Genomic DNA, 23,123 nt, shown 5'->3' with positions numbered 1-23,123 from the left:
GCGCCGCCGACGCCCGGGGCTGCCGGGCTCCTCGATCCGAAAGGCTCCCTCATGGCGCTCGCCACCCGCTCCGACCTGCGCAACGTCGCGATCGTCGCGCACGTCGACCACGGCAAGACCACGCTCGTCGACGCGATGCTGAAGCAGACGCACAGCTTCGCGGACCACGCCCACGTCGACGAGCGGGCGATGGACAGCAACGAGCTGGAGCGCGAGAAGGGCATCACGATCCTCGCGAAGAACACCGCGGTCACGTACCGCGGTGCGCACGCGACGGACGGCCCGGTCACCATCAACGTGATCGACACCCCGGGCCACGCCGACTTCGGCGGCGAGGTCGAGCGCGGCCTGTCGATGGTCGACGGCGTCGTGCTGCTCGTCGACGCGTCGGAGGGGCCGCTGCCGCAGACGCGCTTCGTGCTGCGCAAGGCGCTCGAGGCGAAGCTGCCGGTCGTGCTGCTCGTCAACAAGACCGACCGCCCCGACGCGCGCATCGACGAGGTCGTGGGGGAGGCGCAGGACCTGCTGCTCGGCCTCGCGAGCGATCTCGCGGACGACGTGCCGGACCTCGACCTCGACGCCATCCTCGACGTGCCGGTCGTCTACGCCTCCGGCCGCAACGGCGCCGCGAGCCGGAACAAGCCCGAGAACGGCGCGCTGCCGGACAACGGCGACCTCGAGCCGCTGTTCGAGGCGATCCTCCAGCACATCCCCGCGCCGACCTACGACGACGAGGCTCCGCTGCAGGCGCACGTCACGAACCTCGACGCGTCCCCGTTCCTCGGCCGCCTCGCGCTGCTGCGCATCTTCAACGGCACCCTGCGCAAGGGCCAGACGGTCGCGTGGGTGCACGGCGAGGGCGCGGTCTCGAACCTGCGGATCACCGAGCTGCTCGCCACCCGGGCGCTCGAGCGCTACCCGACGGACCAGGCCGCGGCCGGGGACATCGTCGCGGTCGCCGGCATCCCGGAGATCACGATCGGCGACACCCTCGCCGACCCGGAGGACGTGCGGCCGCTGCCCGCGATCCACGTGGACGACCCCGCCATCTCGATGCTGATCGGCACGAACACCTCCCCGCTCGCCGGCAAGGGCGGCAAGGGGCACAAGGTCACCGCCCGGCTCGTGAAGGACCGGCTGGACCGCGAGCTGATCGGCAACGTCTCGGTCAAGGTCGTCGACGTGGGCCGTCCGGACGCCTGGGAGGTGCAGGGCCGCGGCGAGCTGGCCCTCGCGATCCTCGTCGAGCAGATGCGGCGCGAGGGCTACGAGCTCACCGTCGGCAAGCCGCAGGTGGTCACGAAGGAGGTCGACGGCCACACGCACGAGCCGTTCGAGCACCTGACCATCGACGCGCCCGAGGAGCACCTCGGCGCGATCACGCAGCTGCTCGCCGCCCGCAAGGGCGTGATGACGACGATGGCCAACCACGGCACCGGCTGGGTGCGGATGGAGTTCCGGGTGCCGTCCCGCGGCCTCATCGGCTTCCGCACCGAGTTCCTCACGGTCACCCGCGGCACCGGCATCGCGAACGCGATCTCCGACGGCTACGACCGGTGGGCCGGCGGCATCACGACGCGCGTCAACGGCTCGATGGTGGCCGACCGCTCCGGCGTGGTCACGCCCTTCGCCCTGCAGAACCTCCAGCAGCGCGGCACCTTCTTCGTGAAGCCCTCCGAGGAGGTCTACGAGGGCATGGTCGTCGGCGAGAACAGCCGCCAGGACGACATGGACGTGAACATCACGAAGGAGAAGCAGCTGAACAACATCCGCTCCTCCACCGGCGAGGAGCTGGAGCGGCTCACCCCGTCCCGCGAGCTGTCGCTCGAGGAGAGCCTGGAGTTCGCGCGCGACGACGAGTGCGTCGAGGTCACCCCGAACGCGGTGCGCATCCGCAAGGTGGCGCTGGACCAGCAGACGCGCGCGCGCAACGCGAGCCGCCTGAAGCGCCAGCTCGCCGACGCCTGATCCGCTGACGGCTCGACCGCGCGACGGCAGGATGAGGCGGTGCGCGAGGAGGGGACCGGGGTGCGCGACTCCCTGATCGGCGTGCCCGCGTGCTTCGTCGCGGGCGTCCTCGTCGGCACGCTCGGCACCTTCAAGCACCAGGTCGGCGTGAGCGCCGCGACCGGGACCGGACCGCCGATCGGGCTCGTGCTCTCGATCGCGATGCTCGTGCTGCTGCTCGCGGCGCTGCGGCTGTCGTTCCCGAGCCGGCGGTACGCGCTCGCCGCGGCGCTCGGCGCGATCGCGGTGTGCGCCGTGCTGCTGCTCGGCGGTCCCGGGGGGTCCCGCGTCGTCCTGCTGAACTACGCCGGGCTGATCTGGGCGGTCGCGCCCGCCGTCGTCTCGGCGGTCGTCGTGGGCTGGCCCCGCCGTGCCGGGAGGGCGCAGCGGACGGATGGGATACTGGTGGACGGCCACGAGGAGGGGAGGCTCGGATGACCTATGTGATCGCGCTGCCGTGCGTCGACGTGAAGGACCGCGCCTGCATCGACGAGTGCCCCGTCGACTGCATCTACGAGGGCGACCGGATGCTCTACATCCAGCCCGACGAGTGCGTCGACTGCGGCGCCTGCGAGCCGGTGTGCCCGGTCGAGGCGATCTACTACGAGGACGACCTGCCCGCGCAGTGGTCCGACTACTACAAGGCGAACGTCGAGTTCTTCGACGAGGTCGGGTCGCCCGGCGGCGCCGCCAAGGTAGGCGTGATCCCGAAGGACCACCCGGTCGTCGCCGCCCTGCCTCCCCAGGCCTGACCGAGCGGTCGGGGCCTCGCCGGTAGGCTTCCGTGGTGACCGACGCCGATCGCGAGACCGCCACCCTCACCTTCCCCGGAGGCAGCGCCGAGTTCCCGATCCTCCCTGCGACCCAGGGTGCATCGAGCCTCGACATCTCCTCGCTCACCCGGCAGACCGGGCTGACCACGCTCGACAACGGCTTCGTCAACACGGCGTCGACGAAGAGCGCGATCACCTTCATCGACGGGGACAAGGGGATCCTCCGGTACCGCGGGTACCCGATCGAGCAGCTCGCGCAGCACTCCAGCTACCTCGAGGTGGCCTGGCTGCTCATCTACGGCGAGCTGCCGACGGCGGACCAGCTGGCGACCTTCGACGAGACGATCCGCCGCCACACGCTGCTGCACGAGGACCTGCGGCGGTTCTTCGACGCCGTCCCGCACACCGCGCACCCGATGACGACGCTCTCGAGCGCGGTCAGCGCCCTCGCGACGTACTACGAGGACGTGCTCGACCCGAACGACCCGGAGGCCGTCGAGGCCTCCACGATCCGGCTGCTCGCGAAGCTGCCGGTGATCGCGGCGTTCGCGTACAAGAAGACCATCGGGCAGGCGATGCTCTACCCGGACAACTCGCTGTCCTTCGTCGACAACTTCCTGCGCCTGAACTTCGGCACGATGGCCGAGCCGTACCAGGTGGACCCGATCGTCTCGAAGGCGCTCGAGCGGCTGCTGATCCTGCACGAGGACCACGAGCAGAACGCCTCCGCCTCCACGGTGCGCCTCGTCGCGTCGACCGAGGCGAACATGTTCGTCTCGATCTCCGCCGGCATCGCGGCGCTGTCGGGCCCGCTGCACGGCGGCGCGAACGAGGCGGTGCTGACGATGCTCGCGCGCATCCGCGACTCGGGCGAGAGCGTCTCCACCTTCGTCGAGCGGGTGAAGAAGAAGGAGGAGGGCGTGCGCCTGATGGGCTTCGGCCACCGGGTGTACAAGTCCTACGACCCGCGGGCGAGGCTCGTGAAGGAGAGCGCGGACGAGGTGCTCGACGGCCTCGGCGTGCACGACCCGCTGCTCGACCTGGCGCGGGAGCTCGAGCAGATCGCGCTCGAGGACGACTACTTCATCGAGCGGCGCCTCTACCCGAACGTCGACTTCTACACCGGCGTGCTCTACCGGGCGATGGGCTTCCCGCCCCGCATGTTCACGGTGCTGTTCGCGATCGGCCGCCTGCCGGGCTGGATCGCGCACTGGCGCGAGTCGAACGCGGACGCGACGACGAAGATCGGCCGCCCGCAGCAGCTGTACGTGGGCCCGGCGGAGCGCGACCTGGGCCGCTGACGCCTGCGCGCCGCCGTTCCGGGCGGGATCCGACACCTCGGGCGCCTCTTCGCGCCCGATCTGTCGGATCCCGCCCGCTTCGGCGCACCGCGTGCGGCGGCCCGCACGCCGGTCGCTCGACCTGAGCGGTGGCGCGATGCCGCTCCACGGGCGGGATCCGACCAGGCGGGCGCCGTTGCACGCCCGTGGCGTCGGGTCGCGCCCGTCGAGGCGGGAGATGCTGAGGGGCTGTGAGGGCGGGGTCAGGAGCACGTCCGCTCCTCCCCAGGGCGGATCAGGGCGATCGGCGGGTCCGAAACCGAACGGGTCGGGCAGCGGTGCCCCTGCGGTGCAGGCATCGCGCCATGGCCGCCGTCCGAGCCCGCGAGCACCTCGTCCTGCGCCATCGCAATCGCCTCGCCGACGAGCGGTCGCTGCAGCGGGCCGCAGCCAAGGGGCTGATGACGCGGCTGCGAAGCGGTGCCTACGTGCCCACCGCGATCTGGGCGTCGCTGAGTCCGGACGAGCGCCGTCGGCTCGAGGCGGTGACTGCCGCGGAGATGAACCCCGACTACATCGCGAGCCACCGCTCCGCCGCAGCACTTTGGCGCGTCCCGACGATCCGTCCGTCGGACGGCCTCGTCCACGCGCGCGTGACGGCCGCGGCCGGGTCCCGGACCGAGCACGGCGTCCGGAAGCACGCCGTGCGGGACCTCGCGCTGCACCTGACTCACGTCGACGGCGTACCGGTGACGACCCTGGTCCGCACGGTGCTCGACCTCGCGGCGACGGAGCCGTTCGAGGAGGCCGTCGTCGCGATGGACTGGGCGCTCGGCCGGGGCCTCACGAAGCGGGAGCTCCACGAGGCGCTCGAGGAATGGGGACCCGTCCGCGGACGGCGTCGCATCGAGGGGGTGATCGACTTCGCAGACGCCCGGTCCGGCTCCGCCGGCGAGTCCTTCTCACGGGTCCTCATGGCCGAGGCGAAGCTCCCGGCACCCGTCCTCCAGCAGCCGTTCGAGGACGGCGACGGGCTGATCGGCTTCGTCGACTTCTGGTGGCCCGAGCACAACCGGATCGGGGAGTTCGACGGCCTGAAGAAGTACCGCGAGCCCGAGCTGCTGCAGGGCCGCGCACCGGGCGAGGTCGTCTCGCTCGAGAAGGTCCGCGAGGACCGGCTCAGGGCCACGCCGACCCGCCCCGACGTCTCCCGCTGGATCTGGGCGGTCCTCCAGGACCAGAGCCTCGGCTGGCGCCTGGCTGCGGCCGGCCTTCCGCGCGTCGGTCGATCGCGGGCGTGAACCGACCGCACGGGCGCGGAGGAGCGCCCCGCCTGTCGGAAGTCGCCCGGATCGAGGGCGGTGCGGCCGAGCTACGCGTGGAGGAGGGGGTTCAGGGTGATGCCGTCGCCGGTGCGGGGAAGGGCCTCGACCGCGCCCGTGCGGCTGTTGCGGCGGTAGAGCCACGCGTCCTGTCCGGACAGCTCGACCGCCTTCGCCGCGCGGGGCTCCTGCCCGGGCACCAGGACCGTCAGCTTCGTGCCGGCGGTCACGTAGAGCCCCGCCTCCACGACGCAGTCGTCGCCGATCGCGATGCCGAGGCCCGCGTTGGCGCCGAGCAGGCTGCGGCGGCCGATCGACACGCGCTGCTTCCCGCCGCCCGACAGCGTGCCCATGATCGACGCACCGCCGCCCACGTCCGAGCCGTCGCCGACGACCACGCCCTGGCTGATGCGCCCCTCCACCATGGAGGTGCCGAGCGTGCCCGCGTTGAAGTTCACGAACCCCGCCTGCATGACGGTCGTCCCGGGGGCGAGGTGCGCGCCGAGGCGCACGCAGGACGCCTCCGCGATCCGCACGCGCGGCGGCAGCACGTAGTCGGTGAGGAACGGGAAGCGGTCGAGCCCGCGCACCGCGAGGCCCTCGCGGCGCAGGCGCGGGCGGCGGCGCTCGGCGTCCTCCGGGCGCATCGGCCCCCGCGCCGTCCAGGCGTTGATCGGCAGGTGCCCCATCAGCCCGTCGAGCGAGACCGTGTTCGGCCTCACCACGCAGTGCGACAGCAGCTGCAGGCGCAGGTACGCGTCGGCGGTCGAGGCGACCGGCGCGTCCAGGTCCGCCTCGACCGTCACCGCCTCGACCCGCACGCGGCGGGTCTCGTCGACGTGCTCCTCGCCCTCGAGCTCGCGGCCCGGGTCGGCGTCCGGGGCCTCGCCGAGCGCGGGGGAGGGGAACCAGGCGTCCAGCACGGTCCCGTCGCGGGCGATGGAGGCGAGGCCGTGGCCCCAGGCGGTCCGATCCGTCACCGGGCCAGGCTAACGAGCCGCCGGTAGGCTCCTCCGGGTGCCGGTTCTGGACCCCACCGCCGACGCGGCGGACCTCACGCGGGCGATCTGCGACGTCCCCAGCGTCTCGGGCGACGAGGCGCTGCTCGCCGACGCGATCGAGGCCGCCGCGCGCACCGCGCCGCACCTCGAGGTGCAGCGGCACGGCGACGCGGTCGTCGCCCGCACGCACCTCGGCCGAGCCACGCGGGTCGTCATCGCCGGCCACATCGACACCGTCCCCATCAACGGCAACGTGCCGACGCGCCTCGAGGGCGACGAGATCGTCGGGCGCGGCACCGTCGACATGAAGGCGGGCGTCGCCGTCCAGCTGAGGCTCGCGGTCGAGATCGCGGAGCCCGTGCCCGACGTCACGTGGATCTGGTACGACCACGAGGAGGTCAGCGACGACCTGAACGGCCTGAACCGGCTGCTCCGCGAGCGGCCTGACCTGCTCGAGGCCGACTTCGCGATCCTCGGCGAGCCCACGGCCGCCGGCATCGAGGGCGGCTGCAACGGGAACCTGCGGGCCGAGATCCGCACCTTCGGCAGGCGCGCCCACGCCGCCCGCGGCTGGGCGGGGGTGAACGCGATCCACCTCGCCGCGCCGATCCTCGACGTGCTGGCCGCCTACGAGCCGCGCCAGGTCGAGGTCGACGGCCTCGTCTACCGCGAGCAGCTGAACGCCGTCGGGATCAGCGGCGGGGTCGCCGGCAACGTCATCCCCGACGAGTGCATGGTCCACGTGAACCACCGCTTCGCCCCCAGCCGCAGCGCGGAAGAGGCCGTCGCGCACATCCGCGAGCTGTTCGAGGGCTACGACGTGCGCATCGTCGATCTGGCCCAGGGCGCGCGGCCCGGCCTCGACGTGCCGGTCGCGCGCGCCTTCGTCGACGCGGTCGGCGCGGAGCCGCGGCCGAAGTTCGGCTGGACGGACGTCGCCCGCTTCGCGGCCCTCGGCGTCCCCGCCGTCAACTACGGCCCGGGCGACCCGATGCTCGCCCACGCCGACGACGAGCGCGTGCCGATCGCGCAGATCCACGCCGTCGAGGCAGGCTTGCGGGCGTGGTTGACCGGAGCGTGACACGCACGGCGGAGCGCCGGCCGGCGGCTCCGCCGAGGTCGCGCCTGCCCTGGTGGGCGGTCGTGCTGCTGGTGTTCGCCGCGTCCCGCGTCGTCACCACGCTGCTCTTCGTCTGGGTCCGCTCGCAGGCGACGGCCCAGTCCCGCGCCGGTGCGGACCCGAGCCTGCTCGGCCTCGCGACCGCGTGGGACGGCGCCTGGTACTGGTTCATCGCGGTGAACGGCTACCCGGCGGTCCTGCCCGTCGACGGCACGGGCGCCGTCACCACGAACCAGTGGGCGTTCCTGCCCGTCTACCCGTACGTCGCGAAGGCCCTCACCCTCGGCCTGCTCGACTGGCGGGTCGTGGCGGTGGCGGTGAGCGTCGTCGCCGGCGCCGCTGCGGCAGTGCTGCTCGGGGCGCTGCTGCTGCCGCGGATCGGCCGGTCCGCGGCGCTCTTCGCGACCGCCGTCTTCTCCTTCTCCCCGCTGTCGTTCGTGCTCCAGATGGCCTACGCGGAGGCGCTCGGGCTCGCCCTGCTGCTCGCGGCCCTGGTGCTGATCGACCGCCGCCGGTACCTCGCCGCGATCGCGCCGACCGTCGTGCTCGCGTTCACGCGCCCCGGCGCGCTCGTGCTCGCCCTCACGGTCGCGCTCGTGCTGGCGGTCCGGCTCGTCCGCGCGCGGCGCGGCGGTCCGGCCGTACCGGTCGCGGAGCTGGTCGCGGGGGCGCTGCTCGCGGCTGCGGCGACCGTCTCGGGCTTCGCCTGGAGCGCGATCGCCGCGCTCGCGACCGGCCGCCCCGACGCCTACTTCGCGACCGAGGGCGCCTGGCGGGCGCTCTGGATGCCGCACTCGGACATCGTCCTGTTCCAGCCGTGGTTCTTCGCGGCCGACTTCTGGATGGGCAGGGCCTTCGGGGCCGACGCCGCGCCCGTGCTCGGGCCGGTGCTGCTCGTCCTCGTGGTCGGCGCCTTCGCCGCGCTCCTCGTCAGCCGGCCGGCCCGGCGCCTCGGACTCGTCGCGGTCCTCTGGTGCGCGTCCTACGGCCTCTACCTGCTCGCGGTGTTCTTCCCGCAGTCGAGCGTCTTCCGGGTGCTGATGCCGATGGCGCCGCTCGCCGGGGTGCTGACCCCGCGCGGCCGCGCCGCCCGCACCGCGGTGCTCGGGGGCGCCGTCGCGCTCCAGGCGCTCTGGCTCTGGGTCGTGCTCGGCCCGCTGCAGACCTACTGGACCGTGCTCTGATCAGGGACTCGTCCGCGCGCGGTTTGGGAGTGGCGATCGCGTGGGGAATAATGGCCTGGCACGGAACACGAGAGAGGTGGCCCGAATGGCGGCGATGAAACCGCGTACTGGCGACGGACCGATGGAGGCCGTCAAGGAGGGGCGCCTGATCATCGTACGGGTGCCGCTCGAGGGCGGCGGCCGGCTGGTCGTCTCCGTCAACGACGCCGAGGCGAAGGAGCTGCGGGACGCGCTCGACGCGGCCGTCAGCTGATCCGCAGGATGTGAGGTCCCCGGTCAGCGGCGGACGAGCTGGAGCAGCCCGTCGCCGACCGGGGACACCCCTGCGAGCAGGTCCTCCCGCTCCCGGACCCCGCGCAGCAGATCGCGGTACACCGTCGTCCGCCGATCCCGTCGTGACGGGTTCGCCACCTTGCCCTGCTGCAGGACCCTCGCGACGAGGACCGTGCCACCCGGCCTGACGAGGCGCAGCGCGGTCTCCGTGTACTGCGCGACCGGCTCGCTGTCCGCGTCGACCAGGACGAGGTCGTAGGCGTCCTCGTTCATTCGCGGCAGCACGTCCGCGGCGCGCCCAGTGATGAAGCGCACGGTGCGGCCGGTGTGCCCGGCCGACTGGAAGCGGGCCCGGGCGGCGACGTGCCGGTCGTGGTCGTGGTCGATCGTGGTGAGCTGCGCGCCGGGTGCGCCGCGCAGCAGCCAGAGGCCCGACACCCCGGCGCCGGTGCCGATCTCGACGAAGGACCCGGCCGGCCGGGCCGCTGCTGCGAGGGCGAGCGCCATGCCGGTCGCGGGGGAGACGGGCTCCACGCCGAGCTCGAGCGACTGCTCCGTCGCGGCGGCGATCTCGTCGTCATCGGGCACGAACGCGTCGGCGAACGCCTCCGGGGTCACTGCTTCGGGCATCCCTCGAAAGCCTAGGCGACCGCCGGTCGCGCACCCCGACGGGCGGGATCGCGCATACCCTGTGCCCATGGGCATCAGCGTCGAGAAGATCATCGTGATCGCCGTCATCGCGATGTTCCTCGTCGGCCCGGAGCGGCTGCCCGACTACGCGCAGCGGCTCGGCCGGTTCGTGCGGCAGGCGCGGCGCATGCTCGACGACGCGAAGGACCGCGTCCGGGACGAGATGGGGCCCGACTTCGACGAGGCCGAGTGGCGCAAGCTCGACCCCCGGCAGTACGACCCGCGGCGCATCATCCGCGACGCGCTGCTCGAGCCGCCCTCGCCCCGTGAGGAGCGGGAGGCGGCGCACGACGCGGAGCCCGAGCCGGTGCCCGTCCTGCGCGAGGAGGCCCGCCCCCGGCAGCGCGCCGTCTTCGACGACGAGGCGACCTGACCCGTCGACCATGATGCGGCGGGGAGATCAGCCCGCGCGCTCGATCTCCGCAGCGATGCGCCCGAGGGCCTGCAGCACCGTGCGCACGCTCGGGCGCTCCGCGTGCTCGACGCGCAGCAGCGCGCTGATCCGCCTGGTCGGCGCGATCCGTTCGAGGGGGCGCAGCACCACCCCGGTGCCCTCGCCGCCCGAGGTGTGGCGGGGCAGGAGGGCGAGCCCCTCGCCCGCCGCGACGAGCGACTCGGTGATGCGGGTGTCGTTGAACCGCTGCACCACGGTCAGCGGGTGGTCGGCGACGCGCTCGATCTCCTGCAGCACCCGCTCGAAGGGGGCGTCCCGCGGCGGCGCGATCCACGGCGACGTCGCGACCTGCACCGCCGTGACCCGGCGGTGCGCGGCGAGCGGGTGCCCCTCCGGCAGGGCGACGTCGAGGGGCTCGTCGAGCAGGTGCTGGACCGCGACCGCGCGATCGTCCCAGCCCGTCGCGGGTCCGACGGAGTAGCCGAGGACCACGTCGTGGTCGGCGACGAGGTCGGTGAAGTCGCCGTCGGTCACATCGACGTCCCGGGCCTCGAGCGACAGCCCGGGCACCTCGCGCAGCGCGGCGAGCAGGCCGGGCAGGAACATGCGGCCCGCGGTCGGGAAGAGGGCGAGCTCGACGACGCCCTGCGGGCTCTCCACGAAGCGGCGCCACACCTGGTCCGCCCGGGCCAGGGCGACGCTGACGCCGTCCGCGGCGCCGGCCAGCGCCTCGCCCGCCGGCGTGAGGACGAGCCCGCGCCCGGAGCGCTCGGTGAGCGGCACGCCGACCTCGCGCTCGAGGGTCTTCAGCTGCTGGGACACGGCGGACGGCGTGACGTGCACGGCCGCCGCGACGGCGGTCACGCTGCCGCGGAGACGGAGCTCGCACAGGACCTCCAGGCGTCGGACGTCCACCTCGGACCCTCTCGTGATCATGAAGCAGCACTGCAAGAGCACTGCAGAACGATTCGATTGTGCTACAGCGTCCGGCGCGGTGCAATGGATGCGGCGTCCAGACGGGACCCGGACCGCGTCCAGCCCGTCCCGACCCGGCGCGCACGGCGCGCCCCGGTCGCCCGGTCCCGCAGACCGGCAGCTCGAACCGCTCGACAAGGAGCCCGCCCATGATCGCCCTGCTCGCCGTCCTCGCCGCCGTCGGCGTCGCCGCGTCCGCCGCCACCGTGCACGCCGTCGCCACCGACGGCTACGGGGCGGTGCCGACCCGCCGGTCCTGACGCGTCAGCGGACCCCGACCGGCAGCGGCCGGCCAGCGAGCCCGCGACCCGTCGACGCCACCGCCGCCGCGAGGGCCTGCAGCGCCGCGGCGGCGTCGTCGTCCGGGGCGGACAGCACCACGGGCCGCCCCTCGTCCCCGGCCAGGCGCAGCGCCGGGGACAGCGGCACGGACGCGAGCAGCGGCACCGGGGCCTCCGTCGACAGCCGCCGCGCGACCTCCTCGCCGCCGCCCGACCCGAACAGGTCGAGCACCGCGCCGCCCGGCAGCCGCGCGGGCGCCATCGTCTCCACGACGCCGGCGACGCGCTGCCCGAGCCGGCGGGCGACGAGGCCGGAGCGCACCGCGACGTCGGCGGCGGCGGGCTGCGGCGTCGTGACCACGAGCACCTCGGCCCCCGGCAGCAGCTGACCGAGCGAGATCGCGACGTCGCCGGTGCCGGGCGGGGTGTCGACGAGCAGCACGTCGAGATCGCCGAAGTGCACGTCGGTGAGGAACTGCTGCAGGGTCCGGTGCAGCATCGGTCCGCGCCACGCGACCGCGCCGTCGCGCTGGTCGGCGGGCAGGAACATCCCGATCGAGACGGCTTTGACGCCGAACGCGACCGGCGGCACGATCAGCCCGTCGAGGTTCACCGGCTCGACGTCCGCGGCGATCCCGAGCAGGCCGGGGATCGAGAAGCCGTGCACGTCGGCGTCGAGCACCCCGACGGCGAGGCCGCGGCCGGCCAGGGCGACGGCGAGGTTCGCGGTGACGGTCGACTTGCCGACCCCGCCCTTGCCGCTCGTGACCGCGATCACCCGGGTCAGCGAGTCCGCGCCGAAGGGCTTGCGACGCGCGCCCCGCAGCCGGTCCGCGAGCGCCTGCCGCCGCTCCGGCGCCATCACCCCGAGCCGCACCTCCGCGGACTCCACGCCGGGGACGCCGAGCGCGGCGACCCGCACCTCGCGCTCGATGCGGTCCGACGCCGGGCAGCCGACGACCGTGAGCGACACGTCCACGACGGCGACGGCGCCCTCCACCGTCACGTCGTCGAGCATGTCGAGGTCGGCGAGCGGCCGGCGGATCTCGGGGTCCTGCACCGCGCCGACCGCGTCCCGCACGGCACGCGCGAGGTCGGTCACCCGCCGGCCGCCCGCGGCAGGTCGTCGCCCTCCCCGCGACGCTCGGCCTCGCGCCGGTCGAGCTCCTCGAGCAGCCCCCGCAGCTCCGTCCGCACGAAGTCCCGCGACGCCATGTCCCGCACGAGCAGGCGCAGGTCGACGATCTCCCGGGCCAGGTACTCCGTGTCGTCGAGGTTCCGCTCGGCGCGCTGCCGGTCCTGCTCCACCTGCACGCGGTCGCGGTCGTCCTGCCGGTTCTGCGCGAGCAGGATCAGCGGCGCGGCGTAGGAGGCCTGCAGGGACAGGATCAGCGTCAGCAGCGTGAAGTTGCTCTTGCGTGGGTCGAACTGCAGCGGCTCGGGCACCAGCGTGTTCCAGGCGAGCCAGACGACGACGAAGATCGTCATCCCGACCAGGAAGTACGACGTGCCCATGCCCCGGGCGAAGGACTCCGAGAACCGGCCGAAGCGGTCGCGGCTCGTGCGCTGACGGCGGCCGCGGAGGCCCTTCGGCTCCTGCAGCGGGTCGCTCTCGCGGGCCCGCTCCTCCCGCCTACCGGGCGCCGCCACCGGAGGCCCTCCTCGATCGGGACGGCAGCGTCGTCACCGCGGCCGTGTTCGTGCTGGGACGCCGCGTCTCGATCGCGTCGGCGCTGCGCCAGTCGTCGGGCAGCAGGCGGTCGATCACGTCGTCCACGGTGACGACGCCGACGAGCCGGCCGTTCTCGTCGACGACGGGCACCTGCACGAGGTTGTAGCTGGCGAGGATGCGGCTCACCTCGGCGACCGGGGTGTCGGCGCGCACCGGCTCGGTCTGCGTGTCGAGGATGCTGCCGAGCTTCTCGTGCGGCGGGTACCGGAGCATCCGCTGGAAGTGGACGATGCCGAGGAACCGCCCGGTCGGCGGCTCGTACGGCGGCAGGGTGACGGACACCGCGGCGCCGAGCGCCGGCGCGAGCTCGTGCCGGCGGATCAGGGCCAGCCCCTCCGCGACGGTCGCGTCGCCGGACAGCACGATCGGGTCCGGCGTCATCATGCCGCCCGCCGTGTCGGGGTCGTAGGCGAGCAGCATGCGGACGTCGTCCGCCTCGTCCTGCTCCATGAGGTCGAGCAGCGCCTCGCCCCGCTCGTCGGACAGCTTCGCGATCAGGTCGGCGGCGTCGTCCGGCTGCATCACCTCGAGCACGTCGGCGGCGCGGTCGTCCCCGAGCCGGGCGAGCACGCGGGCGGCGGCGTCCTCGGGCATCTCCTCGAGCACGTCCGCGAGCCGCTCGTCCGGCAGCTCGTGCACCACCTCGACCATCCGCTGCTCGGGCAGCTCGAGCAGCGTGGAGGCGAGGTCGGCGGCCGGCAGGTCCGCCGTGGACTGGATCAGCTGGGCGGCGGACTGGCCGCGGCCGCCGCGGTCCTGCTCGCGGACCTCGTTCCACTTCACGAAGGCCGTGGCGCCGCGGCCGAACGGGGCGGGGCCGGAGCGCGGGCGGCGCACGAAGGCCTGCGTGACCTCCCAGTCCCCGGCGCCGACCTCCTCGATCGCGACGTCCTCGACCGTCGCCTCGCCGGAGCCGTCCGCGAGCGCGACGCGGCGCCCGAGGATCTCCGCGAGCACGGTGACCTCGCTCGCGCGCTGCTCGAAGCGGCGCACGTTGATCAGCCCGGTCGTGATCACCTGCCCGGCGCCGATGGAGACCACCCGGCCGATGGAGAGGAAGACGCGGCGCCGCCCGGGGATCTCGACCACCATCCCGACCACGCGCGGGGAGGCCGCGCGCCGGTAGACGACGACCACGTCGCGCACCCGGCCGAGCCGGTCGCCCTGGCGGTCGAACACCGCGCACCCGGCCAGCCTGGCCACGAAGATGCGGGTGGTGCTCACCTACTCAGGGTAGTCAACGGTGCCGATCAGCCGCGTTCAGGAAACGGCTGGCACGCTCACAGGGTGACGAACACCCAGAGCCCGTTCGGCGCCGCCCGGGGCGTCGCCTTCCCGACCCTGCCGACCGGCGACGTGGTCGCGAGCTTCAAGAGCTACGCGGAGGCCCAGGCCGCCGTCGACAAGCTCGCCGAGACGGACGACTTCCCGGTGCAGTCCGCGTCGATCGTCGGCAGCGACATGAAGAGCGTCGAGCGCGTGACCGGGCGGCTCTCGTGGGGCCGCGCGGCCGGCGCGGGCGCCGCCAGCGGCCTCTGGATCGGTCTGCTGTTCGGCCTGCTGATCAGCGTGTTCGGCGGCGCGAACGACTCGTACTTCGCCGAGCTGCTGGGTGCAGTGCTGATCGGCGCCGCGTTCGGCATGGTGTTCGGGCTGATCTCCTACGCCCTCACCCGCCGGCGCCGCGACTTCAGCTCGGTGATGCAGGTCGTGGCCTCGAGCTACTCGATCGTCGTCGGCGGCGAGTCCGCGAACCGGGCGCGCAACATCCTCGGCACCGCGGGCGGCGGCACGACCGAGACCACGACGATCGAGGACGCGGGCCTCGACGAGCAGCCGCTCGGCCCGGGCTCCGGCGGTCCCGGCGCCGCGGCCTGACCCCGGCGGCCCTGCCTGCTCGAGCACGCGCCCGAGTCCGTCAGCAGGATCGACGGGCTCCGGCAGGAACGCGGGCTCGCCGCGTTCCTGCCGGAGCCCTCTGGTCCTGCTGAAGCGCATCCGTCAGGACTGCAGGGACGCGATCCAGGCCTCGACCTCGTCCGCCGTGCGCGGGATGCCGGCGGAGAGGCTCTCGACGCCGTCGGCGGTGAGCAGCACGTCGTCCTCGATGCGGACGCCGATGCCGCGGTACTCCTCCGGCACCGTCAGGTCGTCCGGCTGGAAGTAGAGGCCCGGCTCGATGGTGAACACCATGCCGGGCTCGAGCAGCCCGTCCATGTAGAGCTCGCGCCGCGCCTGCTGGCAGTCGTGCACGTCGAGGCCGAGGTGGTGGCTCGTGCCGTGCACCATGTAGCGGCGCGCGGGCTGCTCCACGCCCTCCAGCTCGGCGGCGGGCAGCTGCGGCAGCCCCCACTCGGCCACCTTGCGTGCGATGACCTCCATCGCCGCGACGTGGACGTCGCGGAACCGGACGCCCGGCTTCGCCGCGGCGAAGGCCGCGTCGGCGGCCTCGAGCACCGCCTCGTAGATGCGGCGCTGCACGGGGGAGAAGGTGCCGTTCACCGGCAGCGTGCGGGTGATGTCGGCCGTGTAGAGGCTCGGCAGCTCGACGCCCGCGTCGATCAGCACGAGGTCGCCGGGCACGACGGGCCCGTCGTTGCGGGTCCAGTGCAGGATGCAGGCGTGCGGGCCGGAGGCGGCGATGGTGCCGTAGCCGAGGTCGCTGCCCTCCGAGCGGGCGCGGGTGAAGAAGACGCCCTCGATCACGCGCTCGCCGCGGTCGTGCGCGGTGATCCGAGGGAGCGCGGCGATCACGTCGTCGAAGCCCTGCTTCGTCGCGGCGACCGCGGCGCGCATCTCGGCGACCTCCGCGTCGTCCTTCACGAGGCGGGCCTCCGACAGGTCGCGGGCGAGGTCCTCGTCGTCCAGGGTGACGTCGTCGTCCCGCCGCTCGAGCCCGGCGATGTCGGCGGCGCGGAGCCCGAGGGCGGCGCCGACCTCGTCGACCGACGGCCGGCGGCCGACCCAGAACTCGCCGATCGCGGCGTTCGCGTAGAACTCGTCGGTGTCGCGGCCGGCCGCGGGCTGGAAGTGCAGCACGGCCTCGTGCCCGTCGTCCGTCGGCTCGAGCACGAGCACGGAGCCGGCGACCGTCTCGTCGCCCCAGCCCGTCAGCCACGCGAACGCCGTGTGCGGGCGGTAGGGGTAGTCGGTGTCGTTGGAGCGGACCTTCGGCTCGCCCGCGGCCACCACGAGCCGCTTCCCGGGGTGCTTCGCCGAGATCGCGGCCCGGCGGGCCGCGGCCGCCTGCGCCAGCGGCGCGACGGGCGGCACCTGCGCGGGCGCGTCCGCCCAGCCCGTGCCGATGTAGCGGGTGAACGCCTCGGTCTTCGGGATCTCCGTCCGGCCGTTCGGCCGGGTGTCCCGCTCCTCGGCGGGGAGCTCGGTCACGTCCGTCTGCTCGCTGCTCATGCGCCCCATCCTCCTCCCGGGCGCGCCGTCGCGCAGCCGCGATCTCCTAGCGTCGGGGCGATGAGCGGCACCTTCGACGACGCGGGGCTCGAGCTCCTCTCCGACTCCCTGCGGGTCGTCGGCCGGATCGGCAGCACGGTGGTGCGGCGGACCGGCTGGTGGTCGCCCGCCGTCCACGACCTGCTCGCGCACCTCGAGCGCACCGGGTTCGCGGAGTCGGTGCGGTTCCTCGGCCTCGACGCGGACGGGAACGAGGTCCTCACCTGGATCGAGGGCGTGAGCGGGGAGCGCGCCTGGGCGCAGGTGGTGCCCGAGGCGGGCCTCGCCGAGTACGCCCGGCTGATCCGCCGCTACCACGACGCGGTGCAGGACTACATGCCGCCGGCGGACCGCGAGTGGATGACGGAGGCGCACGGGCTGCGCGTCGGCGAGATCATCACGCACGGCGACGTCGGCCCCTGGAACACGGTGTGGCGCGACGGCCGCGCCGTCGGGCTGCTCGACTGGGACCAGGCGGGACCCCGGCCCGCCCTGCACGACATCGGCTACGCGCTCGAGTACGCGGCCCCCTTCCGCGACGACGCCTTCTGCCTCGACCACCTCGCGCACCCCGCGCCGCCGGACCGCGGCCGCCGGATGCGCCTCTTCGCCGCGGCCTACGGGCTCGACTCGGTCGACGGGCTCGTGGACGCCGTGATCGCCCAGCAGGAGACGACGCTCGCGAACACGCTCCGCCTCGCCGCGCGCGGGCTGCACCCGCACGCGGAGTGGGTCGCGGGCGGCTTCGCCGCCGCGCAGCAGGCGCGCATCGACTGGAGCCGGGCCAACCGCCACCTGTTCGCCTGAACCCGGTGGACCCGCGGGAGGGACGCGCGGTCAGCCGGCGGGCGCGAGGCGGGCGAGCACCGGGCGGTGGTCGCTGCCGGCGGAGTCCTCGTCGCCGAGCACGCGGAACCCGGTGAAGCGCCAGTTCGGGGTCGCGAGCACGTGGTCGATCGGGGTGCCGACGAGCGGCGGGAGGGACGTCGGCCAGGTGCCGACCGCGGCGTTGCGCGTCGCGAGGGCGCCGTCGCGGCAGGCGCCCAGCTGGCCGCCGCCCGTCCCGAGCCCGTCGAAGTGGTCGAGGGTGGCGTTGAAGTCACCCGCGAGCACGACGTTGCGGCCGTCGCACCGTCCCGCGACCCAGGCGAGGTCCGCGCGCCACACGTCCGGGTCGATCGCGTACGGCGCCGTCGTGTGCACCGCCGCGATGCGCGGCCCGTTCTGCCCGGCCGACGGCTCGACGACCACCGTCGGCACCCCGGTCGTGTCGCCGTCGTCGACCTCCCGGTACCCGCCGAGCCCGCGGGCGACGAGCAGGCTGGTCGAGCGCGCCGGGATGCCCGGCTGCTGGTCCCTCGAGAACACGCGGTAGCGGCGGCCGTCCTCCGCGAGCAGGGCCGCGACGGCGCGGGCGCGGTCGCGGGTCGTCTCCGGCAAGGCGATCACGTCCGCCTCCTCGGACGAGGCCGCCCGGGCGATCGCGTCCGCCGGCACCGAGTCGCCGAGCGTGTTCCAGGACAGGACGGTCAGGTCGAACTCGCCGGAGCGCGGCAGGTCCGGCGCACCGATGCCGCGGGCGAGGAGCACGCCCGTGACCGCGACCGCGTAGGCGACGAGCACCAGGGCGAGCGCGCCCGCCAGCCGGCGGAAGCGCCGCGTCAGGTGGCCGAGCGCGCTCAGCACGACCGCGCCGCCGACCGCGGCGACCGCCGTCGCCCCGCGGAACGACACCGCCTGCGCCGCGACCGGGCCGCGCTGCAGGTCGAGCACCTGCGGCCAGGCGAGCAGCCCCAGCACCGCCGCGAGCAGCGCGACGGCGGCGACGGAGCGGAGGCGCACGGGCCGCGATGCTACGTCCCGCCCCCACCGCCGCCCGCCGCGCCTCGCGGACGCTCACGGGCCTCATACGATGGCGGGATGCCGGTCGCGCCGGGCTTCGACCTGCACACCCACTCCACCGTCTCCGACGGCACGGAAGCCCCCGCCGACGTCGTGCGGCAGGCCGCCGCGGCCGGCCTGCCGGGCCTCGCGCTGACCGATCACGACTCGACCGCCGGCTGGGCGGACGCGACCGCGGCGGCCCGGGAGGCCGGGATCGCCCTGCTGCCGGGGATCGAGCTGTCGACGCGGCTCGGCTGGCGCAGCGTCCACCTGCTCGGATACCTGGTCGACCCGGCCGACGCCGGCCTGCGGGAGGAGACCGCCCGCATCCGCGAGGCCCGCCTGAGCCGCGCGCGCCGCATCGTCGACGCGATCGGGCGCGACTACCCGCTGACCTGGGAGGACGTGCTCGGCCAGACGGGCGAGGGGGCCACCGTCGGGCGCCCCCACATCGCGGACGCGCTCGTGGCGCTCGGCATCGAGCCGGACCGCAGCGCCGCGTTCGCCGGGATCCTGCACCCGCGGCGCGGGTACATCGAGCCGCACTACGCGCCGACGCCCGCCGAGGGCGTCCGGCTGGTCCGCGCCGCGGGCGGGGTGCCCGTGCTCGCGCACCCCGGCGCGACCCGGGCCGAGTGGGTGATCGAGGAGGACGAGGTGGCCGAGCTGGTCGACGCGGGCCTCTTCGCCCTCGAGGCGCACCACCCGGAGAACACCCCGGGCGGCGGCGTCCGGGCGCTCGAGCTGGCGGCGCGGTTCGGGCTGCCCGTCACGGGCTCGAGCGACTACCACGGCAGCGGCAAGCCGAACCGGCTCGGGGACCGCACGACCGATCCGGCCGTCGTCGACGCCCTCGTGGCGCAGGCGACCGGCACCGCGCCCGTCGAGCCCTGAGGCGCTCCCGCCGAGTCCTCGGCGCGCGGCCTCCAGCAGGCCCGCGCCGAGGCAGGTGAGGCTCAGTCGAGGGCGAGCCAGGCGCGGAGGGCCTCGACGCCGTCCAGCTGCACGTGGGGGCGGAGGTCAGGTCCGCGCGACTCCCACATCTCGCGGGTCAGCCGGAAGCGCTTCTGCACGGTGACGCGCCCCTCGCGGTCGAGGCGCTCCTCGCCGTTCGGCTCGTAGCCGAGCTTGCGGGTGACCGCGTTCGAGGCCACGTTGTCCGCCCAGGCGGAGGTCGTGACCTCCTGCGCGCCGAGCCCGTCGAAGGCGAGCGTCAGGATCGCGATGCGGTTCAGGGTGCCGATGCCCTTGCCCTGCCACGCCTGCCCGAGCCACGAGCCGCTCTCGGCCGACCGGGTCGTCGGGAAGTGCTCGGAGAACAGGCTCTGCACGCCGATCAGCGTGTGGTCGAGGCGGGCCGCGAACTCGAGCGACCACTTCTCGGGCGACATCTCGTGCCGCATGCGGGAGTGGTAGCGGAACACGTTGCGGGCGACGTCGACCTCGTCGCCGCGCGTCCACGGGGTGGAGAACGGCAGGAAGTTGCCGTGGATGCCGCCGGCGGCCAGGCGCCCGAGCTCGAGCGCGGTGCGGTCGTCGACGGGGGAGAGCTCCACGTCGGAGACGGTCATCTTGACGCCGAGCAGCGGCCAGATGTCGACATCGGTGGGGGTCGGCACGCGCCCGATCCTACGGGCGCGTGCCGACCCGCGGGTCAGGCGGAGGGCGTCGCGGGTCGCGAGCCGCGACGGCGGCGACGACGGCGCGGACGGCCCGCGCCGTCGTGCGCGCCCGAGCCGGGCACGTGCTCCTCGTGCGGCGTCCCCGACTCCTCCGGCGACTCGGCCGGGGCCTGCGGCTCAGAGCCCGCGCCGGCGTCGTCCGCGGTGCGGCGGGTGCGCGAGCGGTTGCGGCTGCGGCGCTCGCCCTGCTCGGTCGGTGCGGCCGTCTCCCGGGCGTGCGGGGCGGGCGCGGCGCGGCGCAGCCGACCCTTCGTCCCCTCCGGGATGCCGAGGTCGGCGTACAGGTGCGGGGAGGACGAGTAGGTCTCGACCGGCTCCGGCCGCCCGAACTCGAGCGCCTTGTCGATCAGGGCCCACTTGTGCAGGTCGTCCCAGTCGACGAAGGTCACGGCCGTGCCGGTGCGGCCCGCCCGGCCGGTGCGGCCCGCGCGGTGCAGGTACGCGTCCGCGTCCTCCGGGATCGTGTGGTTGATGACGTGCGTCACGTCGTCGACGTCGATGCCGCGGGCGGCGACGTCGGTGGCGATCAGCACGTCCTTCTTGCCCGAGCGGAACGAGTTCATCGCCCGCTCGCGCTGGTCCTGGCCGAGGTCGCCGTGCACGGCCGCCGCGTCGAACCCGCGGTCGGTCAGCTCCTCCTGCAGGCGGGCGGCGGCCCGCTTGGTGCGGGTGAAGATCACGGTCTTGCCGCGGCCCTCGGCCTGCAGGATCCGGGAGACGACCTCGTCCTTGTCGAGCGAGTGCGCCCGGTAGACGAGGTGGCGGATGTTCGCCTGGGTGACGCCCTCGTCCGGGTCGGACGCGCGGATGTGCACCGGGCGGTTCATGAAGCGGCGGGCGAGCGCGATGATCGGGCCGGGCATCGTGGCGGAGAACAGCATCGTGTGCCGCGTCGCCGGCGTCTGCGCGAACAGCTTCTCGATGTCGGGCAGGAAGCCGAGGTCGAGCATCTTGTCCGCCTCGTCGAGCACCATCTCGCGCACGTCGGAGAGGCTGAGCAGGCGCTGGCCGGCGAGGTCGAGCAGGCGGCCGGGCGTGCCGACCACGATCTGGGCGCCGTCCTTCAGCGCGGCGATCTGGCCCTCGTAGGCCTTGCCGCCGTAGATCGCGGCCACCTTGGTGGCCCGGGCGGAGGTCGCGAGCTCCAGGTCCTCCGCGACCTGCACGCACAGCTCGCGGGTCGGCACGACGACGAGCACCTGCACGCCGGGCGCGGGCTCGAGGCCGAGGCGCTGGATGATCGGGATGCCGAAGCCGAGGGTCTTGCCCGTGCCGGTCTTGGCCTGGCCGATGATGTCCTGCCCGGTGAGGCCGAGCGGGATGGTCTGGCTCTGGATGGGGAAGGGCTCGGTGATGCCCTTGGCGGCGAGGACGTCGACCATGTCCTGGTCGACGCCGAGTTCAGCGAAGGTCAAAGGGATGTGCCTGTCGTTCGGCGCGCCGCCTCCGCCGCCTCCGGGAAGCGAGGAGCGCACGGCGCGGGATGGGATCCACGCCGAGATCGTGCTGCCCTGACCGGCGCGGTGGGCGCGCTCCGATGGCGCGGCCCGGGGCAGAGCCTACCGCTGCCGCTACGCTGACGGCGTGAAGTGGCCGGGACGAGGGCGCCCGCAGGCCCCGCGGCCACGGCGCGGGGCCGCTCCGCGCGTGGAGCGCATCGCGCTGTCGGACCTCCGGCCCGACCCCGAGGCGCTGCTCGGCCGCATCGCCTACCTGCGCCTCGCGTTCTTCGAGGCGGCGTCCTCGGTCGCCGGCCGCGCGACCGACCTCGCGGACCGCGAGGCGGTGACCGGCGTCGCCCGCGCCCTCCTCGAGCAGCACGGCGCGGTGGTCGCGATGCTCGAGGCCCGCGGCCTCGGGTCGGCGCTCGCGATGCACCCCTACTCCGCCGAGATCGACCGCTACGGGCGGCGCCTCGGCGAGGCGGGCTGGCACGAGTCGGTGCTCACGCTGCACCTCACGACCGGGCTGCTCGACGACTTCTTCGCCGCGTTCGCCGCCGGGATGCCGTCGCCCGAGGGGCCCGAGGTGTCCCGGCTGCTCGAGGCCGACATCGGTCACGACGCCCTCGTCCGGATCCTCCGGGCCGGGATCGCGGCCGACAAGCGGCTCGCGTCCCGCCTCGCGCTGTGGGGCCGGCGGCTGGTCGGGGACACCCTCCTCGTCGCGCGCGGAGCGCTCGCGGACGCCCGCGACGAGCACGGCGAGCCCACGACCACCGACGAGCGCCGGGTCGAGCCCGTGCTGAACGACCTGATCGCCGCGCACTCGCGCCGCATGGACGCGCTCGGCCTCACCGCATAGGTCCGCCGCTCCGCCGCCGGCCCTCCGCCTCCGGGCCGTCGGCCTCCGCGCCGGAGCGCTTCAGCAGGAACCACGACCTTCAGCAGGAACGTGGAGCCGCCTGGTTCCTGCTGATGCTCCCGGTTCCTGCTGAAGGGCTCGGCGACGGACGGTGCGGGCGGGCGGAGCGGAGGTCAGGCGACGGCGGCCAGCCGCTCCTGCTCGGTCCGCCGGCGGGAGCGGCGCAGCGGCACGCCGAGGCCTGCGGCGGACAGCACGGCCGCGCCGAGCGAGGCCGCCCAGATCAAGAGGCCCTCGCCGACGCCCGCCCAGGTCAGGGCGACCCAGACGATCGCGCACGCGGCCCCGGCGACGGCGGGCAGCAGCAGCACGCCCGAGAACGCGCGTCCGGGCAGCAGCCCGTGCAGCGCGAAGCCGAGCAGGATCGCGGCCGACTCGGCGTAGATCAGCTGCATGCGCTCAGGCGACGAAGCCGACCCTGCGGGTGCGCTCGCTGCCGACCTCGACGTAGGCGAGCGTCGCCGTCGGGACCAGGTAGAGCCGCCCGTTCTCGTCCGTGAGGGAGAAGTGCGACGCCCCCTTCTCGATCGCGTCCGCCACGGTCTTCTGCACGGCCGCGGGCGACTCCGCGCTCTCGAAGCCGAGCTCCCGCGGCGAGTTCTGGATGCCGATGCGCACCTCCATGGGTGACGCCCCCTTCTTGTCGGATCGGCCCCCGATCGTCCGACGAGGGGCCGCCTCCAGTATCGCGAACCGCTGTCGGAGCAGCCG

General features: G+C 74.3%; 25 protein-coding genes. 13 read left to right on the top strand and 12 right to left on the bottom strand.

Going from position 1 to position 23,123, the window contains the following annotated elements; genetic code table 11:
* Window positions 1-51: 51 nt before the first annotated feature.
* The 5 genes from typA to ACFSBI_RS01605 all read left to right on the top strand — a co-directional run bounded on the left by typA (window position 52) and on the right by ACFSBI_RS01605 (window position 5,361).
* Complete coding sequence (gene typA / locus ACFSBI_RS01625; protein ID WP_377931442.1) at window positions 52-1,968, top strand: translational GTPase TypA; 1,917 nt, start codon at window positions 52-54, stop codon at window positions 1,966-1,968.
* Window positions 1,969-2,007: 39 nt separating this feature from the next.
* Window positions 2,008-2,445, top strand: a complete 438-nt coding sequence (locus ACFSBI_RS01620; RefSeq protein WP_377931441.1) for a hypothetical protein — start codon at window positions 2,008-2,010, stop codon at window positions 2,443-2,445.
* Window positions 2,442-2,759: a ferredoxin gene (fdxA, locus tag ACFSBI_RS01615; protein ID WP_377931440.1), complete on the top strand. Its 318-nt coding sequence runs from the start codon at window positions 2,442-2,444 to the stop codon at window positions 2,757-2,759. Before ACFSBI_RS01620 ends, fdxA begins: the two co-directional genes overlap by 4 nt.
* 35 nt (window positions 2,760-2,794) lie before the next feature.
* The gene (locus ACFSBI_RS01610; RefSeq protein WP_377931439.1) at window positions 2,795-4,081 is read left to right on the top strand and encodes a citrate synthase; all 1,287 of its coding nucleotides are present in this window, start codon (window positions 2,795-2,797) and stop codon (window positions 4,079-4,081) included.
* A gap of 344 nt (window positions 4,082-4,425) precedes the next feature.
* Complete coding sequence (locus tag ACFSBI_RS01605; protein ID WP_377931438.1) at window positions 4,426-5,361, top strand: hypothetical protein; 936 nt, start codon at window positions 4,426-4,428, stop codon at window positions 5,359-5,361.
* 71 nt (window positions 5,362-5,432) lie between these two features.
* On the opposite strand, the gene dapD is transcribed toward ACFSBI_RS01605, so the two are convergent.
* Window positions 5,433-6,362, bottom strand: coding sequence for a 2,3,4,5-tetrahydropyridine-2,6-dicarboxylate N-succinyltransferase (gene dapD, locus ACFSBI_RS01600; protein WP_377931437.1), 930 nt, complete (start codon window positions 6,360-6,362; stop codon window positions 5,433-5,435).
* Between the two features lie 37 nt (window positions 6,363-6,399).
* On the opposite strand from dapD, the gene dapE reads away from it, so the two are divergent.
* The 3 genes from dapE to ACFSBI_RS01585 all read left to right on the top strand — a co-directional run bounded on the left by dapE (window position 6,400) and on the right by ACFSBI_RS01585 (window position 8,940).
* Entirely contained in the window at window positions 6,400-7,464 is a 1,065-nt protein-coding gene (gene dapE / locus ACFSBI_RS01595; RefSeq protein WP_377931436.1) for a succinyl-diaminopimelate desuccinylase, read from the top strand.
* Entirely contained in the window at window positions 7,446-8,687 is a 1,242-nt protein-coding gene (locus ACFSBI_RS01590) for a hypothetical protein (RefSeq protein ID WP_377931435.1), read from the top strand. The genes dapE and ACFSBI_RS01590 overlap by 19 nt, the downstream gene beginning before the upstream one ends.
* Window positions 8,688-8,772: 85 nt before the next feature.
* The gene (locus ACFSBI_RS01585; RefSeq protein ID WP_377931434.1) at window positions 8,773-8,940 is read left to right on the top strand and encodes a DUF3117 domain-containing protein; all 168 of its coding nucleotides are present in this window, start codon (window positions 8,773-8,775) and stop codon (window positions 8,938-8,940) included.
* Between the two features lie 23 nt (window positions 8,941-8,963).
* Here the strand turns inward: ACFSBI_RS01585 and ACFSBI_RS01580 are convergent, their stop codons facing one another.
* Window positions 8,964-9,590, bottom strand: coding sequence for an O-methyltransferase (locus tag ACFSBI_RS01580; protein ID WP_377931433.1), 627 nt, complete (start codon window positions 9,588-9,590; stop codon window positions 8,964-8,966).
* Between the two features lie 67 nt (window positions 9,591-9,657).
* Between ACFSBI_RS01580 and ACFSBI_RS01575 the strand changes: the two genes are divergently transcribed.
* Window positions 9,658-10,023: a twin-arginine translocase TatA/TatE family subunit gene (locus ACFSBI_RS01575; RefSeq protein ID WP_377931432.1), complete on the top strand. Its 366-nt coding sequence runs from the start codon at window positions 9,658-9,660 to the stop codon at window positions 10,021-10,023.
* 27 nt (window positions 10,024-10,050) lie between these two features.
* Here the strand turns inward: ACFSBI_RS01575 and ACFSBI_RS01570 are convergent, their stop codons facing one another.
* The 4 genes from ACFSBI_RS01570 to ACFSBI_RS01555 all read right to left on the bottom strand — a co-directional run bounded on the left by ACFSBI_RS01570 (window position 10,051) and on the right by ACFSBI_RS01555 (window position 14,256).
* Entirely contained in the window at window positions 10,051-10,959 is a 909-nt protein-coding gene (locus tag ACFSBI_RS01570; protein ID WP_377931431.1) for a LysR family transcriptional regulator, read from the bottom strand.
* 324 nt (window positions 10,960-11,283) lie between these two features.
* Complete coding sequence (locus ACFSBI_RS01565) at window positions 11,284-12,402, bottom strand: Mrp/NBP35 family ATP-binding protein (protein WP_377931430.1); 1,119 nt, start codon at window positions 12,400-12,402, stop codon at window positions 11,284-11,286.
* Window positions 12,399-12,950, bottom strand: a complete 552-nt coding sequence (locus ACFSBI_RS01560; protein ID WP_377931429.1) for a DUF1003 domain-containing protein — start codon at window positions 12,948-12,950, stop codon at window positions 12,399-12,401. Before ACFSBI_RS01560 ends, ACFSBI_RS01565 begins: the two co-directional genes overlap by 4 nt.
* Window positions 12,934-14,256, bottom strand: coding sequence for a magnesium transporter MgtE N-terminal domain-containing protein (locus ACFSBI_RS01555; RefSeq protein ID WP_377931428.1), 1,323 nt, complete (start codon window positions 14,254-14,256; stop codon window positions 12,934-12,936). The genes ACFSBI_RS01560 and ACFSBI_RS01555 overlap by 17 nt, the downstream gene beginning before the upstream one ends.
* Before the next feature lie 63 nt (window positions 14,257-14,319).
* Between ACFSBI_RS01555 and ACFSBI_RS01550 the strand changes: the two genes are divergently transcribed.
* A complete protein-coding gene (locus ACFSBI_RS01550) occupies window positions 14,320-14,910 on the top strand; it encodes a YflT domain-containing protein (protein WP_377931427.1) in 591 nt (196 codons plus the stop codon).
* Between the two features lie 123 nt (window positions 14,911-15,033).
* On the opposite strand, the gene ACFSBI_RS01545 is transcribed toward ACFSBI_RS01550, so the two are convergent.
* Window positions 15,034-16,443: an aminopeptidase P family protein gene (locus ACFSBI_RS01545; RefSeq protein ID WP_377931426.1), complete on the bottom strand. Its 1,410-nt coding sequence runs from the start codon at window positions 16,441-16,443 to the stop codon at window positions 15,034-15,036.
* 60 nt (window positions 16,444-16,503) lie between these two features.
* Here ACFSBI_RS01545 and ACFSBI_RS01540 point away from each other — a divergent pair, with 60 nt between their 5' ends.
* Window positions 16,504-17,289 (top strand): phosphotransferase, encoded by a 786-nt coding sequence (locus tag ACFSBI_RS01540; RefSeq protein WP_377931425.1) that lies wholly within the window; start codon window positions 16,504-16,506, stop codon window positions 17,287-17,289.
* Between the two features lie 30 nt (window positions 17,290-17,319).
* Here ACFSBI_RS01540 and ACFSBI_RS01535 read toward each other — a convergent pair whose 3' ends face one another.
* Complete coding sequence (locus ACFSBI_RS01535; protein ID WP_377931424.1) at window positions 17,320-18,324, bottom strand: endonuclease/exonuclease/phosphatase family protein; 1,005 nt, start codon at window positions 18,322-18,324, stop codon at window positions 17,320-17,322.
* 78 nt (window positions 18,325-18,402) lie between these two features.
* On the opposite strand from ACFSBI_RS01535, the gene ACFSBI_RS01530 reads away from it, so the two are divergent.
* On the top strand, window positions 18,403-19,260 hold the full coding sequence (locus tag ACFSBI_RS01530) for a PHP domain-containing protein (protein WP_377931423.1): 858 nt from the start codon (window positions 18,403-18,405) through the stop codon (window positions 19,258-19,260).
* 62 nt (window positions 19,261-19,322) lie between these two features.
* Here ACFSBI_RS01530 and ACFSBI_RS01525 read toward each other — a convergent pair whose 3' ends face one another.
* Entirely contained in the window at window positions 19,323-19,985 is a 663-nt protein-coding gene (locus tag ACFSBI_RS01525; RefSeq protein WP_377931422.1) for a GNAT family N-acetyltransferase, read from the bottom strand.
* 35 nt (window positions 19,986-20,020) lie between these two features.
* Window positions 20,021-21,463: a DEAD/DEAH box helicase gene (locus ACFSBI_RS01520; protein WP_377931421.1), complete on the bottom strand. Its 1,443-nt coding sequence runs from the start codon at window positions 21,461-21,463 to the stop codon at window positions 20,021-20,023.
* Between the two features lie 232 nt (window positions 21,464-21,695).
* Here ACFSBI_RS01520 and ACFSBI_RS01515 point away from each other — a divergent pair, with 232 nt between their 5' ends.
* Complete coding sequence (locus ACFSBI_RS01515; RefSeq protein ID WP_377931420.1) at window positions 21,696-22,352, top strand: ferritin-like fold-containing protein; 657 nt, start codon at window positions 21,696-21,698, stop codon at window positions 22,350-22,352.
* 173 nt (window positions 22,353-22,525) lie between these two features.
* Here the strand turns inward: ACFSBI_RS01515 and ACFSBI_RS01510 are convergent, their stop codons facing one another.
* Window positions 22,526-22,807 carry a hypothetical protein gene (locus tag ACFSBI_RS01510; RefSeq protein WP_377931419.1) on the bottom strand — a complete coding sequence of 94 codons (282 nt, stop codon included), beginning with the start codon at window positions 22,805-22,807 and terminating at the stop codon, window positions 22,526-22,528.
* Window positions 22,808-22,811: 4 nt separating this feature from the next.
* Window positions 22,812-23,036: a DUF3107 domain-containing protein gene (locus ACFSBI_RS01505; RefSeq protein WP_377931418.1), complete on the bottom strand. Its 225-nt coding sequence runs from the start codon at window positions 23,034-23,036 to the stop codon at window positions 22,812-22,814.
* Window positions 23,037-23,123 lie beyond the last annotated feature (87 nt).

This window comes from Amnibacterium endophyticum, from assembly GCF_042680685.1.
GTDB lineage: Bacteria > Actinomycetota > Actinomycetes > Actinomycetales > Microbacteriaceae > Amnibacterium > Amnibacterium endophyticum.
Note: the sequence above shows the minus strand (reverse complement) of the source record. Positions and strands in the feature narration are given on the sequence as shown.

Bases quoted from the DNA above. Each gene is read 5' to 3' on its own strand.
- ACFSBI_RS01505 (WP_377931418.1), bottom strand. From the start codon at position 23,036: ATGGAGGTGCGCATCGGCATCCAGAACTCGCCGCGGGAGCTCGGCTTC.
- fdxA (WP_377931440.1), top strand. From the start codon at position 2,442: ATGACCTATGTGATCGCGCTGCCGTGCGTCGACGTGAAGGACCGCGCC.
- ACFSBI_RS01580 (WP_377931433.1), bottom strand. From the start codon at position 9,590: ATGCCCGAAGCAGTGACCCCGGAGGCGTTCGCCGACGCGTTCGTGCCC.
- ACFSBI_RS01605 (WP_377931438.1), top strand. From the start codon at position 4,426: ATGGCCGCCGTCCGAGCCCGCGAGCACCTCGTCCTGCGCCATCGCAAT.
- ACFSBI_RS01545 (WP_377931426.1), bottom strand. From the start codon at position 16,443: ATGAGCAGCGAGCAGACGGACGTGACCGAGCTCCCCGCCGAGGAGCGG.
- ACFSBI_RS01575 (WP_377931432.1), top strand. From the start codon at position 9,658: ATGGGCATCAGCGTCGAGAAGATCATCGTGATCGCCGTCATCGCGATG.
- ACFSBI_RS01540 (WP_377931425.1), top strand. From the start codon at position 16,504: ATGAGCGGCACCTTCGACGACGCGGGGCTCGAGCTCCTCTCCGACTCC.
- ACFSBI_RS01510 (WP_377931419.1), bottom strand. From the start codon at position 22,807: ATGCAGCTGATCTACGCCGAGTCGGCCGCGATCCTGCTCGGCTTCGCG.
- ACFSBI_RS01530 (WP_377931423.1), top strand. From the start codon at position 18,403: ATGCCGGTCGCGCCGGGCTTCGACCTGCACACCCACTCCACCGTCTCC.
- ACFSBI_RS01585 (WP_377931434.1), top strand. From the start codon at position 8,773: ATGGCGGCGATGAAACCGCGTACTGGCGACGGACCGATGGAGGCCGTC.
- typA (WP_377931442.1), top strand. From the start codon at position 52: ATGGCGCTCGCCACCCGCTCCGACCTGCGCAACGTCGCGATCGTCGCG.